Raw genomic sequence first — 16,817 nt, 5'->3', positions numbered from 1 at the left:
AGCAAGACAGCAAGCTTTCCATATGGGAGAAAGATGATGTCGCCGCCTTCCTGACGCGCACGGCTGTTCGCTTCCTGACCGCAGCGCTCCCCCTCTTCTCACCCAGTTTCGTTGCGATCCAGCCCGGCTCGCACAGGGAACGTTTGCGCCTACTTTTGCTACCACTTAACGTGTAAAGGTGCTTCATGGCCACTATTGACCTCAACCTGCTCTCCGGCACGAACCGAACTGTCGACCAGGGCTCATATGAAGGCGATTCGCTGACTGCGAATATCAATGCTGTTGGCAATACCACGTTGAACATCACGAACACCGGCGGCTCCACAGACCCGCTGGAACTCAGCCAGACCGTAGCGCTGGGCATTGGGGCCACGCACACCGTGAACGTAATGGAGAACGCCGACGTCGTGTTGAGCGGCCTGGCCGGTGTCAGCGCGCTGACTACGTTCAACTACAACATTGCTGACGGCGGCTCCCTGACGATGTCGCCGGCCTTCCTGAATGCCGGCCTGCTGAACACCATCAACATCAATCTCGATGGTGACGGCACGTCTACCTTCATCTACGACCAGACTGGTCTGAATATCGACATTTCCGCCTTCCCCAATATTTCGGGGATTACGGCAGGTGACCAGGTGCAGGTCGTCGGCGCGACCAGCGGTGAGTATAGCGGCGGCGACCTGATCTTCCGGAATGACTTGGGAATAGTCGTTGGCCGCTTCAACGCTGAAGGGCTGGATCCCAATCTCGTCACCTTCCAGGGTGGTACCATGACTTATGCGTGCTACCTCAAGGGCACGCATATCGCCACTCCGAACGGCGAAGTCAAGGTCGAAGACCTGAAGGCAGGCGACCAGGTTCGCACCGCCAGCGGTGGTGTCGCCACGGTCAAGTGGCTGGGCTACCGCTCGCTGCGCAAGGCTCGCATTCCGGCCAAGGACGCGATCCGGGCTTTTCCGATCGTATTCCAGAAGGGCTCGATCGCCGATAACGTGCCGCATCGCGACCTGACGGTGTCGCCCGGCCACCACATGTTCTTCGACGGCAAGCTGATCCCGGCCATGCTGCTGGTCAACGGCAAGACGATCACGCAGGACTTCTCGCGCCAGTCGTTCGAGTACTTCCACGTCGAGCTGGATCGCTTCGACATCCTGCTGGCCGAAGGCGCCGCCGCGGAATCGTATGTCGACACCGGCAACCGTTCGATGTTCCAGAACGCCGACAGCGTGGCGATGAACCCGGATTTCGGTCCGGCCGAAGGCCGCCCGGCCATCGACGGCATCGAAGTGCTGAGCTCCGGCCCCGCGGTCGAAGCCGTGCGCAAGCGCCTGCTCAAGCGTGCTGAAGCCATGACCCGCTCGGTGCGCGTGGCCGATCCCGACCTGCGCGTCGCGGTCAACGGCCAGGAAGTCCGTGCCGAAACGGAAGGCCAGCTGGAAGGCGTGATGCGTTTCGTGCTGCCGGCCGGCGCGCAAGCCAGCGACCTGCATATCCTGTCGCGCTCGGCCGTGGTGCGCGAGACCACCGCGCATGCCCGCCGCGACCTGCGCAAGATCGGCGTGGGCCTGGTCCGCATCACCATCGAGGACGAAGCCGGTCGACGCGACATCGACCTGCTCGACTCGCAACTGGGCGGGCTGCATGCGGCCCAGGATGTGCATGGCGTGGCGATGCGCTGGACCAGCGGCGACGCCGTGATCCCGGCGGCCCTGCATGGCGTGCGCGGCCAGGCGGTTCTGGAACTGCACGTGCTGCGGACCTACTCCTACTGGGAAGAGGCTCAGCAGCGCGCGGCCTGATCCGCTAACGTATAAGAACTCATCCCTCTTGAAAGGCGGCTTCGGCCGCCTTTTTTTCGTCCGCGCCGGCTGGCGCTTCTCAGGGTTGCCAGACTTTTCGAATCTTGTCTATCAGGCCGGTCAACTTGGGCTACGATCAGGTGATTGCATTCTAGGCAATTACCTACGTGAATTTGCTTCCCGTCATCCTATCCGGCGGCGCCGGCAAGCGGCTCTGGCCGCTGTCCCGCACTCAGTTTCCAAAACCTTTCATCGAACTGGACAACGGCGAGAATCTGCTGCAGCAGGCGTTCGCGCGGGCGCAGCAACTGCCCGGGGTCGACGAGATCCTGACCGTCACCCGGCAAGAGCTCTACACCCAGACGGCCGCCGCCTATGCCGCCCTGCGGCGCGACGGGCTGGCGCTGGGCTATATCCTGGAGCCGGTCGGGCGCAATACCGCCCCTGCTGTGGCGGCCGCGGCCCTGGCGTGCCTGCAGCGCCATGGCGATGCCATGCTGCTGTTCCTGACGGCGGATCATGTCATCGGCAACACGGATGCCCTCGCGGCGGCCGTCCGGCAGGCCTGCGACCTGGCCGCGGACTCTGGCATCGTGACCTTCGGCATCCAGCCCGATCGCGCCGAAGTGTCATACGGGTATATCGAGGCCGACGGCAACCGGGTATGCCGCTTCGTTGAAAAACCCGACCACGCCACCGCCAGGCAGTACCTGGCCAGCGGCAATTATCTGTGGAATTCGGGCATGCTATGCGCCCGGGCCAGCACCTTGTTGCGGGAACTGGCAGAACATGCGCCCGACCTGCTGCGGCAGGTGCAGGCCAGCATGCCGCCGGCGCCCCTGCCCACAGCGACCCCGGCGGCCGAATACCGGATCAATCTGGAGCTGCGGCACTACCAGGAAATCGCGCCGATTTCCGTGGATTACGCATTGCTGGAGAAAAGCCGCCACATGGCAGTGGTGCCGTGCGACCTCGACTGGAGCGATGTCGGCAACTGGAATACCCTGGCCGAGCGCTTGGAGCCGGATGCGGACGGCAATCGCATCCAGGGCGAGATGGTGCTGCACCAGGTGCGGGACTGTTATGTCCACGCCGAGGATCGCCTGGTGGCCGTCGCGGGCGTGACCGGCCTGACGATCGTGGACACACCGGACGCGGTCTTGGTCATGGATACGCACCGGCCCGGCCTGGTCGAGCGCATTGTGACCGCGCTGCAGGCAAGCGGGCACCGGAGCTGCGTGCAACAGGGCACCATTTATTACCGCACCGAAGCCGATACGGCACTGGAAACCGATGTTGCGGGAGACCAGGATGAACCTGCCACCGCGACGACGGGCAGTTATGTGCTGCACAAGCACCGGTCCACGGCCAGCGGCGGGTATGCGGCGCCCGACCTGGACTGGGCGGATGTCGAGTTGTGGAATGCCCTGGCCGAACAGCACCCTGCCGACGCCGATGGCAACCGCACGCTGGGCGAAGTGGTGCTCAACCAGGTACGGGACTGCACCATTCACGCGGCTGACCGCCTGGTTGCGGCGGCCGGGGTGAGCCAGTTGACGATTATCGATACGCCTGAAGCATTGCTGGTGATCGACGCCCATCGACCCGAACTGGTCGAGCCCTTGCTGGACACCTTGCGGGCCCGGGGGCATGAGGCCTACCCATCGCAGCGCACGGTGTATCGTCCATGGGGCACGTACACCGTCCTGGAAGCCGGCTCCAATTTCAAGATCAAGCGCCTGCGCGTCAAGCCGGGGGCCTCGCTGTCGCTGCAAATGCATCACCACCGCAGCGAGCACTGGGTGGTGCTGGACGGCACGGCCAAAGTGATCAATGGCGACCAGGAAATGCTGATCGAGCGCAACCAGTCCACTTATATCCCGGCCGGCCACCTGCATCGGCTGAGCAACCCCGGACAGCGCGACCTGATCATGATCGAGGTGCAAAGCGGCGGTTACCTGGAAGAGGACGACATCGTCCGCTTCGACCCGCCGCCGGCCTGAGCCAGTCAGGCGGAAGCGCCGGCGCTGGCCGCATCATGTGCGGCTGGTCAGCCGGGCGCCGCGCGGCAGCCATCGAGCCAGAGCCCTGCCAGTTCGTGCAGGCGGATGTCGCGCCGTGCTCCGGCCTGGCCCTGCCAGTTGTCCCACAGCAGATACGGCGTCGTCCCCGCCGGCTCGCCCAGGATCCGGTAGACGCCGGCCATGATGGGCACGTGGTCGCCGAACACGCACAGGCTGGCCGGACGCCCATGGCGCCGCAGCGCCTCGGCCAGTTCCACGAACATGGCGTCGGCGTTGCGCAGGTGGCGGGCATAGACCACCAGGTCGTCGCAGCCCGCCGGCAGCGCCTGGCGGGTCACCGCCGAGTGGTCGGCGGGCCCGGCCTGCTCCCAATGCAGGGGGCCGTGGTTTTCCATGGTGATCAGGTGCAGGTACACCGGCCGGGCGTCGGCGGCGCGCAGTTCGGCCAGGGCGCGCCGGGCCACCTCGGCGTCGCCGATATAGGGGCCGGTCTTCGGGCTGTCGCCGAAGGCCGCCAGGCTGAGGAACTCGTCGAACCCCAGTTGCGGCAGGATGCTGTCGCGCCGATAAAACCCAGGATGGTAGGGATGGATGCATACCGTGCGGTAGCCCTGCTCGCGCAGGTGGCGCGCCAGCGCCGGCACGCCGCCAGCCACCAGGCGCCGGTACGGCTGGTAGCGATGCACCCCCAGCGCGGCGGCCGGCAGGCCGGTCAGGAATTCGAATTCGCTGCGCACGGTATTGGCGCCCCAGGCCGGCACTTGCACCTGGCCATGCAGGCGCGCCTCGGCGCACAGCCGGTCATAGCCGGCCAGCAAGTCGGGCCGCAGGGCTGCATAGGCCTGCCGGGCATCGAAGAAGGACTCGCTCTGCACGGAAACCAGGTCCGGCTTGGCGCGGTCCGCGTCGAAACGCGGCCAGGCGGCGGGAGCGATGGCCGGGACCTGCCGCTCGGCGCGACCATAGGCCCACAGGCAGGCCAGCAGCCCGTGGCTGCGCAGGTCGGCGCCGGCGTCGAGGCTCATGTGCGCGGGCCGCGCCAGCAGGCACAGCGCCGCCCCGCCGAGGGTCAGGAACGCCAGCAGGACGGCGTAGCCTTGCATCCCCATCAGCGCGGGCAGGCTCGATTCGTAGCGGAATGCCGCCGCGCAAGCCAATGCAAACCCGATGGGCGACAGCACCGCCGACCAGAAGCCCAGGAACGGCAGATACAAGCGGGGGTGCCGGATTGCATCGGCGAAGTATTCGAAGTCGGCGTAGACGAAGGGTTCGCGCAGCGCCTTGAACTTGGCGTTGCTGACCAGCACGATCACCAGTTCGAGCGCCAGCGCATTGAGCGCGGCGAAGACCGGGCGGCGGTACAGCAACAGCGTCAGCCCGAAGGCCAGCGACCAGGTGCCCAGGTGCACGGCCAGCGAGCCGGCCGGGCGCCGCCAGGGCGCCACCGGCCGCGGCTGCAGCAGCAGCTCGAGCCCCCATGACAGGGCCAGCCCGCCCAGGTAGGCGGCCAGCAGCGGCCACAGCCAGGGGTCAGCCACGGTAGCCCAACCGCTGCAGTATCCAGCCCGAGAGCGCCGGATGGATGACCGACAGCAGGAAGCAGCCCAGGTTCAAGGGGAAGGGAAAGCTGATGCGGGCCTTGTTGGCGGCCAGGCCGGCCCGGATGACGCGCGCCGCCTTGTCGGCCTTCCACAGGAAGGGCTTCGGGCCGGGCATGTCGAAGCACATCTGCGATTCTACGTAGCCGGGCATGATGACATTGATCTTGACGCCCTCGCCCGCCAGCAGGTCGCGCATGGCTTCGCCGTAGACCTTGACGGCAGCCTTGCTGGCGCTGTAGCTGGGCGTCTCGGGCAGGCCGCGCCAGCCGGCCAGCGAGCTGACCAGCGCGATCTGGCCGGCCTTGCGCGCGCGCATGGCCGGCAGGCTGGCGTGCACGGTCGCCATGACGGCCTTGAGGTTGACGTCGAACAGCCGGTGCATGTCGTCCCACGCTTCGCCTTGGTGCTGCGGGCCGGTATTGATGTTGACGCCGGCGTTGGCGATGACCAGGTCGGGCGCTTCGGTGGCGCCGATGTCCGCCAGCCATTGCCGCAGGGCGTCGTGGTCGCGCACGTCCAGTTCGTGCAGGATGACGCGCGCGCCCTGCGCGCCGCAGGCCTGGGCCAGCTCTTCCAGGCGCGCGCGGTTACGGCCTTGCAGGATCAAGGTGGCCGCGCCGGCGCGCGCGTATTCCAGCGCCAGCGCGCCGCCGATGCCGCCGGTGGCGCCGGTGATCAGCACGCAGGCGGGTACGCCGGAGGAAGGGGAAGACGTCATGCGCAGTCGGACAGGCGGATGGGCGGACTGGGGCGTCCGCCAGAAACGACGCCGGCTTCCCGCGAAGGGAAGCCGGTCGTCAGGCGACGGAACCAGCCGCCCTTATTCGAGCAGGCTGCGCAGCATCCAGGCGTTCTTCTCGTGGATGTCCATGCGCTGGGTCAGCAGGTCGGCGGTGGGCTGGTCGTTGGCGGCGTCGGCCTTGTCGAACGCGGCCCGGGCGGTCTTGGAGACCGCTTCGTTGCCCTTGACCAGCAGGCGCACCATTTCCATGGCGTCGGGCACGTCGCCGGGCTCGGAAATGGACGACAGCTTGGCGAACTCGCGGTACGTGCCCGGCGCATGCACGCCCAGGGCGCGGATGCGCTCGGCGATGTCGTCGAGCGCGGCCCATTCTTCGGAATACTGCGTCATGAACATCTGGTGCAGCGTGTTGAACAGCGGGCCCGTGACGTTCCAGTGGAAGTTGTGCGTCATCAGGTAGAGCGTGTACGAGTCCGCCAGCACCTTGGAGAGTTCCGCCGCGATCGCGGTGCGATCCTTGTCAGAGATGCCGATGTTGATGCGAACGGCGGCGCTGCCGCTGCTGGCTTTGGACGACTTGGCCATGTAGAGCTCCTTCATTGAGGACGAGAACGGAACAAGAATACCACCGTCAAGAAACAAATAGCGGCGCGCCCGGTCCGCGGCGCTGATCCAGGCAAACAGGCCTTAGCTGGTCGCGGTTTCCTTGTCGAGCATCTTCACCCCGGGCAGGCCGCACTCATATACCGCCTGGGCCAGGGCCTCGATCGCCGCCAGCCGCGGGAAGCTGCGCCGCCAGGCCAGCACCACGCGCCGTTCAGGCGGCGAGCCTTCGAACGGCAGGTAGCGCAGCAGCGCCTTGGGCTGGGGCGCTTCCGGGATGGCGGTGACCGGCAATACCGTGACGCCGATGCCGGCAGCCACCATATGGCGTATGGTTTCCAGCGAGGATCCTTCGAAGGTGCGCTGGATGCCGTCGCTGGCGGCCGAGAAACGCGACAGCTCGGGGCAGACTTCCAGCACCTGGTCGCGAAAGCAATGGCCCGTGCCCAGCAGCAGCATGGTCTGCTGCTTGAGGTCTTCGGAACTGACGGATTCGCGCTCGGCCCATTCGTGGTCGCGCGGCACGGCGACCACGAACGGCTCGTCGTAGAGCGGCTGGGTGACGAGGCCGGCCTCGGGCAGCGGCAGGGCCATGATGGCACAGTCGATCTCCCCCTGGCGCAGCAATTCCACCAGCCGCAGGGTGAAGTTCTCTTGCAGCAGCAGCGGCATCTGCGGCGTGCGCGCGATCTGCATGGGCACCAGGCGCGGCAGCAGGTACGGGCCGATGGTATGGATGACGCCCACGCGCAGCGGGCCGGCCAGCGGATCGTGGCCCTGGCGGGCGATTTCCTTGATGCTGGCGCTTTCTTCCAGCACCTTCTGCGCCTGGGTGACGATGCGCTGGCCGATGGCGGTGACGCCGACTTCGGCGCCGCCGCGCTCGAACAGCGTGACGCCGAGTTCGTCCTCGAGCTTGCGGATGGCCACCGACAGCGTCGGCTGGCTGACGAAGCATGCCTCGGCGGCGCGGCCGAAATGCCGTTCGCGCGCGACCGCGACGATGTATTTGAGTTCGGTCAGTGTCATGGCGATACGTACCTCGGGGACGGCCGATGAAGGTTGAAATGAATGGACAGGTTCATGTGCGCAGGAAATCCTCGCGGCCACGCATCCAGCGCGCCAGGTGGGCCTCGATGGCGCCGGGGTGCTCGGCGCGCAGCCAGGAAGCGGCGTCGCGGGCCTGCTCGGCGATGCCGACATCGGCTTCCAGGTCGGCAAACCGCAGCAGCGCCAGCCCGGATTGGCGCGTGCCCAGGAACTCGCCCGGGCCGCGCTGCTCCAGGTCGCGGCGGGCGATCTCGAAGCCATCGGAGGTCTCGAACATGGCGCGCAGCCGCTGCCGCGCCACTTGCGACAGCGGCGCCTGGTACAGCAGCACGCAGACCGACTCGGCGCTGCCCCGCCCTACCCGGCCGCGCAGCTGGTGCAGCTGGGCCAGCCCGAAACGCTCGGCGTGCTCGATGACCATCAGCGAGGCATTGGGCACGTCCACGCCCACCTCGATGACGGTAGTCGCGACCAGCAGGTCGATCTCGCCATCGCGGAACGCCTGCATCACGGCGGCCTTGTCGGCCTGCGGCAGGCGGCCGTGGACCAGGCCCAGGCGCAGGTCGGGCAAGTCGGCCAGCATGGCCTCGTAGGTGTCCACCGCGGTCTGCAATTGCAGGGCCTCGCTTTCCTCGACCAGCGGGCATACCCAGTAGGCCTGCCGGCCTTCGCGCACGGCGCTGGCAATGTGGGCGATGACCTCGTCGCGGCGGCTGTCCGACACCAGCTTGGTGACCACTGGCGTGCGGCCCGGCGGCAGCTCGTCGATGACGGACACGTCCAGGTCGGCGAAGAAAGTCATGGCGAGCGTGCGCGGGATGGGCGTGGCGCTCATGTTGAGCTGGTGCGGCACGGTCTGGCCGTGGGGAACCTCGCCTTTGCGGGTCAGCGCCAGGCGCTGCCCGACGCCGAAGCGATGCTGCTCGTCGACGATCGACAGGCCCAGCCGGTGGAATTCGACGTGGTCCTGGATCAGCGCCTGCGTCCCGACCACGAGTTGCACGCTGCCGTCGGCGGCGCTCGCGGCGGCCTGGCGGCGCGCCTTGGCCGTCTGGCTGCCGCTCAGCCAGGCGACATTGACGCCCAGCGGCTGCAGCCACGCCACCAGCTTGTGGAAATGCTGCTCGGCGAGGATCTCGGTGGGCGCCATCAACGCCACCTGGGCGCCGCAGGCGATCGCCTGCGCCGCCGCGATGGCGGCGACCACGGTCTTGCCGCTGCCGACGTCGCCTTGCAGCAGCCGGTGCATGGGATACGGCTTGGCCAGGTCGGCGGCGATCTCCTCGACGACGCGCTGCTGGGCGCCCGTCAGCTTGAACGGCAGCGCCTGGTACAGGCGCTCCACCAGGCCGCCCGGACCGCCCTGCCGGGGCAGCGGCTCGGCCTGGATGCTGCGGCGGGCCGCCCGGGCCGCCGCCAGCGACAGTTGCTGGGCCAGCAGTTCGTCGAACTTGATGCGGCGCCAGGCGGGATGCCCGCGCTCGACCAGGTCCTGCTCGGACACGCCGGGCGGCGGGGCATGCAGCAGGCGGATGGCGGGTTCGAACGGCATCAGCCCGTAGCGCTGCAGCGCCTGCGGCGGCAGCGTGTCGCTCAGGTCAGCCTGCTGCAGCGCCTGGGCGATGGCCTTGCGCAAGGATGGCTGCGACAGGCCCTCGGTGCTGGGGTAGACCGGGGTGAGCGCCTCGGGCAGCGCCGCGTCGGCGCTGCTCATGCGCGGATGGACCATTTCGCGGCCGAACAAGCCGCCGCGCACTTCGCCGCGCGCGCGCAGACGCCGTCCGATGGCCAGCTGCTTTTGCTGGCTGGGGTAGAAATTCAGCCAGCGCAGCTGCAGCTCGCCGGTGCCGTCGCCCATGACCGCGGTCAATTGGCGGCGCGGCCGGTACAGGACTTCACTGCGCAGGATCTCGCCCTCGACCTGGGCCGGCAGGCCAGGCCGCAGCGAGGCGATCGGCACGACACGGGTTTCGTCTTCGTAGCGCAGCGGCAGGTGCAGGATGCAGTCGCCGGGCGTCGCCAGCCCCAGGCTGTGCAGCTTGCGCTGCACAGCCGTCAGCGGGCGGCTGGCGTCTGGCGCGACGCCCTGCCCCTTGCGTGCCGCGGCGGTGGCCGGCATGGCGCGACAGACCCGTATACCCGATACCGCTCGCCTACAGGACCAGTATCGCCTCGACCTCGAACTGGGCGCCCTTGGGCAGGCTGGCCACGCCCACGGTGGAGCGCGCCGGGAACGGCTGCGGGATGATCTCGGCCATGATGGCGTTGGCCGCCGTGAACTTGTTGAGGTCGGTCAGGAACAAAGTCAGCTTGACGATGTTGTCGAGGGTGCCGCCCGCCTCTTCGACGACGGCCTTCATGTTGGCGAAAGCCTGGCGCACCTGGGCGTCGAAGTTCTCCGAGACCAGGTCGCCGGTGCCGGGTTCGAGGCCGATCTGTCCGGACAAGTAGACCGTCTTGCCGCCGGTGACAGCTACCGCTTGCGAGTAAGGGCCGACGGCGGCCGGGGCGGCGTCGGTATGGATGATTTGCTTGCTCATGGGCCGTATCCTTGGGGGAGATCAGTCGCAATAGACTGGACTATTGAAGTTTAAACAGCAATAGGCATCCGCGAAAGCGAGGAGTTCCCGGCCCTACGCCTCGCCTATCCGTTCCCGGTGCTCCAGCAGCAGGTCGTACAGCGCCTGCGCGGCGCTGGACAGGGTGCGCCCCTGGCGCCGGACCAGGTACAGCGGGCGGGTCAGGGGCCGGCCGGCCAGCGGCTTGATGACCAGCTCCTCGCGCCGGAAGTGAAACAGGGTCATTGCCGGGACCACGCTGATCCCCAGCCCGGCGCATACCAGCCCGGTGACGGTGGCCAGGTGCTCGACCTCCAGTAGCGGCGCCGCCCCGCCCGCCCCCAGGGCTTCGTCGAGGTGGCGGCGCACGCTGCTGCCGCGCGCGAGCTGGATGAGGGGCCAGCGCGCCAGGTCGCGCAAGCGCACCTGGGCCCGGCCGGCCAGCGGGTGATCCTGGCGGCACACCAGGAAGAAGCGGTCGGCGTGCAGGAACTCGCTGTCCAGGTCGGTCATGTCGGCGCGCCGCGCCGCCACCGCGAAATCGGCCGCGCCGCTCTGCACCATGTCCAGGCACGGGTCGAGCAAGGCGTCGCGCAATTGCAGCGTGATGCCGGGGTGATCCTGGTGATAGCGCGCCAGCAGGCCGGGCAGCCAGCCGGCGGCCAGCGACGGCAGCGCCGCCACGGTGACGCGGCCGCGGCGCCGGGCGGCATGGTCGCGCAGGTCTTCCATGGCCAGTTCCAGGTCGCCCAGCAGCCGGCGCGCGGAGGCGTCGAGCACGCGGCCTTCGGCTGTCAGCTCGACGTGCCGGGTGCTGCGGTCGAACAGCCGCACGCCGGCGGTGTCTTCCAGCGCGCGGATCAGCGCGCTGAACGCCGGCTGCGTCAGGTGGCAGCGCTGGGCGGCGCGGGTGAAGTGCTTCTCGTCGGCGAGTGCCACGAAAGCGCGCAGTTGGCGGGCCGATATATTCATAGATATCTTGGATGAATCGATCTTATATTTCTATTTCAATTATCAAGCAAGCCTGCCTATAGTGACCGGGATCGCGGCGCACTCCGGCGCCCTGCTCCATGGATCACGATGGCGATTCCTCCTTTACTTGTCGGCTGTGCCAGTGGTTTTTCGGGCGACCGCACCGACGGCGCCCGGGCCGTGGTCGATACGCTGGCCGCGCGCGGCGGCGGCACGTTGATCTTCGAGACCCTGGCCGAGCGCACCCTGGCGCTGGCGCAGCTGGCGCGCAATGCCGATCCCGCCGCCGGCTACGAACCGCTGCTGGACGACCTCGTCGGGCCCGTGCTGGGCGATTGCCTGCGCCGCGACATCCGTATCGTCGGCAATTTCGGCGCGGCCAATCCGCCCGCCGCGGCGCGCCGCATCGGCGAGCTGGCGCGCGCCCAGGGCCTGCCCGCCCCGCGCATCGCGGTGATCCACGGCGACGCCCTGGCCAGCCCGGCGCAGCGGGCCCTGCTGCGCGAGCGGCTGGGGCCGCGCCTGGACGACATGGACGTCGTCAGCGCCAACGTGTACCTGGGCGCGGGCGAGATCGCCGGCGCGCTGCGCGCCGGCGCCCAGGTGGTGGTGGCCGGGCGGGTGTCCGACCCCTCGCTGACAGTTGGACCGGTGCTGGCGCACTATGGCTGGGCCATGGACGACTGGGCGCGGCTCGGGCGCGCGACCATGGCGGGCCACATGCTGGAATGCGGCACCCAGGTGACCGGCGGCTACTTCTGCGTGCCCGGACTGAAGGACGTGCCCGATGTGCACGACGCGGGCTACCCCATCGCCGAGATCGACGCCGACGGCGAATTCGTGATCGGCAAGGCGGACGGGACGGGCGGTGCGGTGGACGCGCGCACGGTGAAAGAACAACTGCTGTATGAGGTCCATGATCCGGCGCGCTACCTGACCCCCGACGTGGTCGCCGGCCTGAGCGCCGCTGCCGTGCAGGTGCTGGGCCCGGACCGCGTGGCGGTGCGCGGCATCACCGGCCACGCGCGCCCGGATGAACTCAAGGTGAACGTCTGCTACCGCGGCGGCTGGCTGGCCGAAGCGGAAATCTCGTACGCGGGCGTGCAGGCCGAGGCGCGCGCCCGCCTGGCCGCCGACATGGTGCGCCGCCGGCTCGGGCCGGCCCTGGCGCCGCGCGTCGACCTGATCGGCGTGCTGAGCATTCTGGGCGACGATGGCGGCGCCATGCTGGAAAGTCGCCAGCCGGGCCATGGCCGCGACGTGCGTTTGCGCCTGGCCGCCGAACACGACGACCGCCGCATCGCCGAACGGCTGCTGCGCGAAGTCACGGCCTTGTATACCTGCGGACCGGCGGGCGGCGGCGGCGTGCGCACGTCGTTGCGGCCGCGCCTGAACATGGTGTCCTGCACCGTCCCGCGCGACGCGGTGGACAGCGGCTGGACCATGATGGAGGAGCAGACGCCATGAGCGCCGGACCAATGCTGGTAAACGTGCCCCTCTACCGCCTGGCGCACAGCCGTTCGGGCGACAAGGGCGACATCTCCAACCTGAGCCTGATCGCCTGGGACCCCGCATGCTACGAAGTGCTGGCCGCCCAGGTCACCGAGGCGCGCGTGGCGGAATGGTTCGGCTATCGCCGGCCCAGCCGCGTCACGCGCTATTTGATCCCCAGCCTGCATGCCATGAATTTCGTGCTGGAAGGCGTGCTGGACGGTGGCGTGAACGACGCGCTCAACCTGGATACCCACGGCAAGAGCCTGTCGTTCCATTTGCTGGACCTGCGGGTGGACGTCCCGCCCGCGCTGGCCGAGCGCCTGCCCGACGTGCCGGGCGACGCCGCCGGCAGACCCTGACGGGCGCGGCTTGCCCGATACCAACATCCCAATACAAACCAGACGATACACGGAGACTCCGATGCGCTTTCCCGCCCCGCTACGCCTGCTTGCCAGCCTGTGCGCCGCCCTGCCCCTGGCCGCGGCCGCCCAGGACTTCCCCGCCAAACCCATCACCTTCATCGTGCCCTTCGCAGCGGGCAGCGCCACCGACCAGCTGGGCCGGGCCATCGGCCAGGGCGTCGCGGAACAGACCGGCCAGTCGGTGGTGATCGAGAACAAGCCCGGCGCCAGCGCCATGATCGGCGCGCAGAGCGCGGCCCGTGCCGAACCGGACGGCTATACGGTGCTGATCACCACCAACACCACGCACGCGGCCAACGAGCACCTGTACAAATCCCTGCCATACGACCCCGTGCGGGACTTCGCACCGATCACGCTGCTGGGCAAGGGCGGGCAGATCATGGTGATCAACCCGTCGTCTTCGGCCAAGAGCGTGCAGGACTTCCTGGCACTTGCCAAGCAGTCGCCCGGCAAGCTCAGCTTCGGCAGCGGCAGTTCCAGCAGCCGCATCGCCGGCGAGTTGCTGCAGCAGATGGCGGATGTGAAGCTGCTGCACGTGCCCTACAAGAGCAACCCGCTGGCGGTCACCGACCTGCTGGGCGGCCAGATCGACATGATGATCACCGACACGGCCACCGGGCTGCCACAGGTCAAGTCGGGCAAGCTGCGCGCCCTGGGCTTTACCGGCAAGGAACGCTCGCCCCTGGCGCCGGAGGTGCCGACCATCGACGAGGCCGGCGTGCCGGGCTATGAGATGGGCTATTGGTTCGGCGCCTACGTGCCGGCCGGCACGCCCGACAAGGTGGTGGCGCGTCTGCACGAGCTGCTCACCAAGGCCACCGAGAGCGCCGCGGCCAAGCAGTTCTACCAGTCCACCGGCACGGCGCCGGCGATCTCTTCGCCGCAGGAACTGGCCGACTTCCAGCGTAGCGAATCGCAGAAGTGGGGGGATATCATTAAGAAGGCGGGCATCCAACCCGAGTAGCAGCCAGGGCGGCCGGGACCGCTCCCCGCGCCTGCCGGCGCGGGCTGGTTATATAGCGCGCCCCCGACGAGGGGCGCTTTTTCGTTCATTGCCGGATACGGCGGAAGGAGGAGATAGTTGGCCAACACGCAGCACACCAACCTGAAAGGCGGCCTGAAGTCCCGCCACCTGACGATGATGTCGATCGCCGGGGTCATCGGGGCCGCCCTGTTCGTCGGCTCCGGCAAGCAGATCGCCCTGGCCGGGCCGGCGGTGATCCTGGCCTACGCGGGCGGCGGCCTGCTGGTCATCCTGGTCATGCGCATGCTGGGAGAAATGGCCGTCGCCCAGCCCGACACCGGCTCGTTCTCGACCTATGCCGACCGCGCGATCGGCCGCTGGGCCGGCTTCACCATCGGCTGGCTGTACTGGTACTTCTGGGCGCTGCTCATGGGCTGGGAAGCCTATGTGGCCGGCCAGATCCTGCACGACTGGTTCCCTTTCATCCCCGACTGGGGCTACGCACTGCTGGTCACGCTATCGCTGGTCGCCGTCAACTTCATGAATGTGCGCAACTACGGCGAGTTCGAGTTCTGGTTCGCCCTGATCAAGGTGGGCGCCATCGTGTTGTTCCTGGTGATCGGCAGCCTGGCGATCATGCACCTGTGGCCATGGGGCGAGGCGCGCGGCGTCTCGCAGCTCACCGCGCAAGGCTTCATGCCCAACGGCGCCAAATCGGTGGTGGTCGCGCTGCTGGGCGTCATGTTCGCCTTCATCGGCGCGGAGATCGTCACGGTGGCGGCGGCCGAATCGGCCAATCCCAGCCAGGAAATCGTCAGGACCATCAAATCCGTGGTCTGGCGCATCTGCCTGTTCTACGTCGGCTCGATCTTCATCGTCGTCTGCCTGGTGCCCTACAACGAACCCACGCTGGCGCAGCCGACGCACGGCAGCTATAACGTCGCCCTGAATGTGCTGGGCATTCCCCACGCCCAGGCGATCGTCAATTTCGTCGTGCTGACTTCGGTCTGCAGTTGCTTCAACTCGGCGCTCTACACTGCCTCGCGCATGCTGTATTCGCTGTCGCGACGCGGCGATGCGCACCGCATCATGCAGACTACCGGCCGCCGCACCGGCGCGCCGTACGTCGGGGTGCTGGTTTCGAGTGTGTTCGCGTTCGCCGCGGTCTGGCTCATGGCGACTTCCCAGATGGACCTCTACGACGTGCTGATGCAGGCCACCGGCACGATCGCGCTGTTCGTCTACCTGGTGATCGCCTGCTCGCAACTGCGCATGCGCTACCGCCTGCAGGCCGACGGCGTGGAGCTCCGGTTCAAGATGTGGCTGTTCCCGTGGCTGACGTACGCCGTGATCGTGTGCATCATCGCCGCGCTGGCGACCATGATCGTCGAAGGCACCTATCGCACCGAAGTGACGTACACCTCGGCCCTGGCCGGCGCGATCGTGATCATGGGTATCGTGGCGCAGCGCCTTGGCATCGGCAAGCGCGCGCACCAGGAAAACACGACGGCGCCGCAAACGGGCGCCGCCATGGGGCAATCGCGAGCCTGAGCGGCCCGCCGCCATGACCGCCGCCCCGCGGGGCGGCGGCGGGTCATTTTTCGACGAAGGCCCGTTCGACCACGTAGTCGCCCGGTTCGCCCACGCCGGGCGAGACCTGGAAGCCCCGCGCATCGAGCATGGCGCTGATGTCGGCCAGCATGTGCGGGCTGCCGCAAAGCATGGCGCGGTCGGTTTCGGGGTTGATTTGCGGCAGGCCGATGTCCTGGCACAGCTTGCCGCTTTCGATGAGCTCCGTGATACGGCCCCGGTTACGGAACGGCTCGCGCGTGACCGTGGGGTAGTAGACGAGCTTTTCGCGCACCACGTCGCCGAAGAACTCGTTGTTGGGCAGTTCCTTTTCGATGAAATCCGCGTAGGCCAGTTCGCTGACCCAGCGCACGCCATGCACCAGCACGACCTTCTCGAAGCGCTCGTAGACGTCCGGGTCCTTGATGATGCTCATGAAGGGCGCCAGGCCGGTGCCGGTGCCGAACAGGAACAGGTGCTTGCCGGGCTTGAGGTCGTCGACCACCAGCGTGCCGACCGGCTTGCGGCTGACCAGGATGGTGTCGCCTTCCTTCAGGTGCTGCAGGCGCGAGGTGAGCGGGCCGTTCTGCACCTTGATGCTGAGGAATTCCAGGTTTTCTTCGTAGTTGGCGCTGGCGATGCTGTAGGCTCGCATCAGGGGCTTGCCTTCGACTTCCAGGCCGATCATGACGAAGTGGCCGTTGTGGAACCGCAACGCGGCGTCGCGCGTGGTGGTGAAGGAAAAAAGCGTATCGTTCCAGTGATGCACGCTCAGTACGCGCTCGGTGTTGAAAGCTGCCATGTCCGTTGAGAAAGAATCAACGCACCACGCGCGCCGAGTGGGATTCCACGCCGTGCAAAAGGCGGGCGCGGGCTTAAGGGTTTTCCCTATTTTACCGCGACTGCTTGATAACCGCTCTCATTAATCCGTAATGCCCTTATAACCTTTTGATAGAAATCACGGGGTCCGTCACCACAACTGACGGTAAGTTGAACGGTCTGCGGCTTCCTGGTATTGT

At 67.6% G+C, this 16,817-nt stretch carries 14 protein-coding genes; 6 read left to right on the top strand and 8 right to left on the bottom strand.

Features of this window, described 5'->3' with window-relative positions:
* The first annotated feature begins 185 nt into the window (after window positions 1-185).
* A complete protein-coding gene (locus CAL24_RS10775; protein ID WP_094806690.1) occupies window positions 186-1,799 on the top strand; it encodes a Hint domain-containing protein in 1,614 nt (537 codons plus the stop codon).
* A 167-nt stretch (window positions 1,800-1,966) separates the two neighbouring features.
* A complete protein-coding gene (locus CAL24_RS24310) occupies window positions 1,967-3,802 on the top strand; it encodes a sugar phosphate nucleotidyltransferase (protein WP_249278525.1) in 1,836 nt (611 codons plus the stop codon).
* A gap of 47 nt (window positions 3,803-3,849) precedes the next feature.
* On the opposite strand, the gene CAL24_RS10765 is transcribed toward CAL24_RS24310, so the two are convergent.
* The 7 genes from CAL24_RS10765 to CAL24_RS10735 all read right to left on the bottom strand — a co-directional run bounded on the left by CAL24_RS10765 (window position 3,850) and on the right by CAL24_RS10735 (window position 11,349).
* Window positions 3,850-5,361 (bottom strand): LTA synthase family protein, encoded by a 1,512-nt coding sequence (locus CAL24_RS10765; RefSeq protein ID WP_094806689.1) that lies wholly within the window; start codon window positions 5,359-5,361, stop codon window positions 3,850-3,852.
* Window positions 5,354-6,142: an SDR family NAD(P)-dependent oxidoreductase gene (locus CAL24_RS10760; protein ID WP_028356213.1), complete on the bottom strand. Its 789-nt coding sequence runs from the start codon at window positions 6,140-6,142 to the stop codon at window positions 5,354-5,356. The genes CAL24_RS10765 and CAL24_RS10760 overlap by 8 nt, the downstream gene beginning before the upstream one ends.
* 102 nt (window positions 6,143-6,244) lie before the next feature.
* Window positions 6,245-6,751 carry a Dps family protein gene (locus CAL24_RS10755; RefSeq protein WP_094806688.1) on the bottom strand — a complete coding sequence of 169 codons (507 nt, stop codon included), beginning with the start codon at window positions 6,749-6,751 and terminating at the stop codon, window positions 6,245-6,247.
* A 102-nt stretch (window positions 6,752-6,853) separates the two neighbouring features.
* Complete coding sequence (locus CAL24_RS10750) at window positions 6,854-7,798, bottom strand: LysR substrate-binding domain-containing protein (protein WP_028356215.1); 945 nt, start codon at window positions 7,796-7,798, stop codon at window positions 6,854-6,856.
* A gap of 52 nt (window positions 7,799-7,850) precedes the next feature.
* Window positions 7,851-9,938: an ATP-dependent DNA helicase RecG gene (recG, locus tag CAL24_RS10745; RefSeq protein ID WP_094806687.1), complete on the bottom strand. Its 2,088-nt coding sequence runs from the start codon at window positions 9,936-9,938 to the stop codon at window positions 7,851-7,853.
* A gap of 34 nt (window positions 9,939-9,972) precedes the next feature.
* The gene (locus CAL24_RS10740) at window positions 9,973-10,359 is read right to left on the bottom strand and encodes a Rid family detoxifying hydrolase (protein WP_028356217.1); all 387 of its coding nucleotides are present in this window, start codon (window positions 10,357-10,359) and stop codon (window positions 9,973-9,975) included.
* A 93-nt stretch (window positions 10,360-10,452) separates the two neighbouring features.
* Window positions 10,453-11,349 (bottom strand): LysR family transcriptional regulator, encoded by an 897-nt coding sequence (locus CAL24_RS10735; RefSeq protein ID WP_028356218.1) that lies wholly within the window; start codon window positions 11,347-11,349, stop codon window positions 10,453-10,455.
* Between the two features lie 108 nt (window positions 11,350-11,457).
* Between CAL24_RS10735 and CAL24_RS10730 the strand changes: the two genes are divergently transcribed.
* The 4 genes from CAL24_RS10730 to CAL24_RS10715 all read left to right on the top strand — a co-directional run bounded on the left by CAL24_RS10730 (window position 11,458) and on the right by CAL24_RS10715 (window position 15,780).
* Complete coding sequence (locus CAL24_RS10730; RefSeq protein ID WP_094806686.1) at window positions 11,458-12,816, top strand: acyclic terpene utilization AtuA family protein; 1,359 nt, start codon at window positions 11,458-11,460, stop codon at window positions 12,814-12,816.
* Window positions 12,813-13,202, top strand: coding sequence for an AtuA-related protein (locus CAL24_RS10725; protein ID WP_028356220.1), 390 nt, complete (start codon window positions 12,813-12,815; stop codon window positions 13,200-13,202). The genes CAL24_RS10730 and CAL24_RS10725 overlap by 4 nt, the downstream gene beginning before the upstream one ends.
* 61 nt (window positions 13,203-13,263) lie before the next feature.
* Complete coding sequence (locus tag CAL24_RS10720; RefSeq protein WP_094806684.1) at window positions 13,264-14,229, top strand: Bug family tripartite tricarboxylate transporter substrate binding protein; 966 nt, start codon at window positions 13,264-13,266, stop codon at window positions 14,227-14,229.
* Between the two features lie 174 nt (window positions 14,230-14,403).
* A complete protein-coding gene (locus CAL24_RS10715; protein ID WP_094807242.1) occupies window positions 14,404-15,780 on the top strand; it encodes an amino acid permease in 1,377 nt (458 codons plus the stop codon).
* 43 nt (window positions 15,781-15,823) lie between these two features.
* Here CAL24_RS10715 and CAL24_RS10710 read toward each other — a convergent pair whose 3' ends face one another.
* A complete protein-coding gene (locus CAL24_RS10710) occupies window positions 15,824-16,600 on the bottom strand; it encodes a ferredoxin--NADP reductase (protein WP_094806683.1) in 777 nt (258 codons plus the stop codon).
* Window positions 16,601-16,817 lie beyond the last annotated feature (217 nt).

The sequence above is a fragment of the Bordetella genomosp. 2 genome, assembly GCF_002261345.1.
Lineage (GTDB): Bacteria > Pseudomonadota > Gammaproteobacteria > Burkholderiales > Burkholderiaceae_B > Bordetella_A.
The sequence above is the reverse complement of the archived record's forward strand: the minus strand, read 5'-3'. Positions and strand labels throughout refer to the sequence as shown.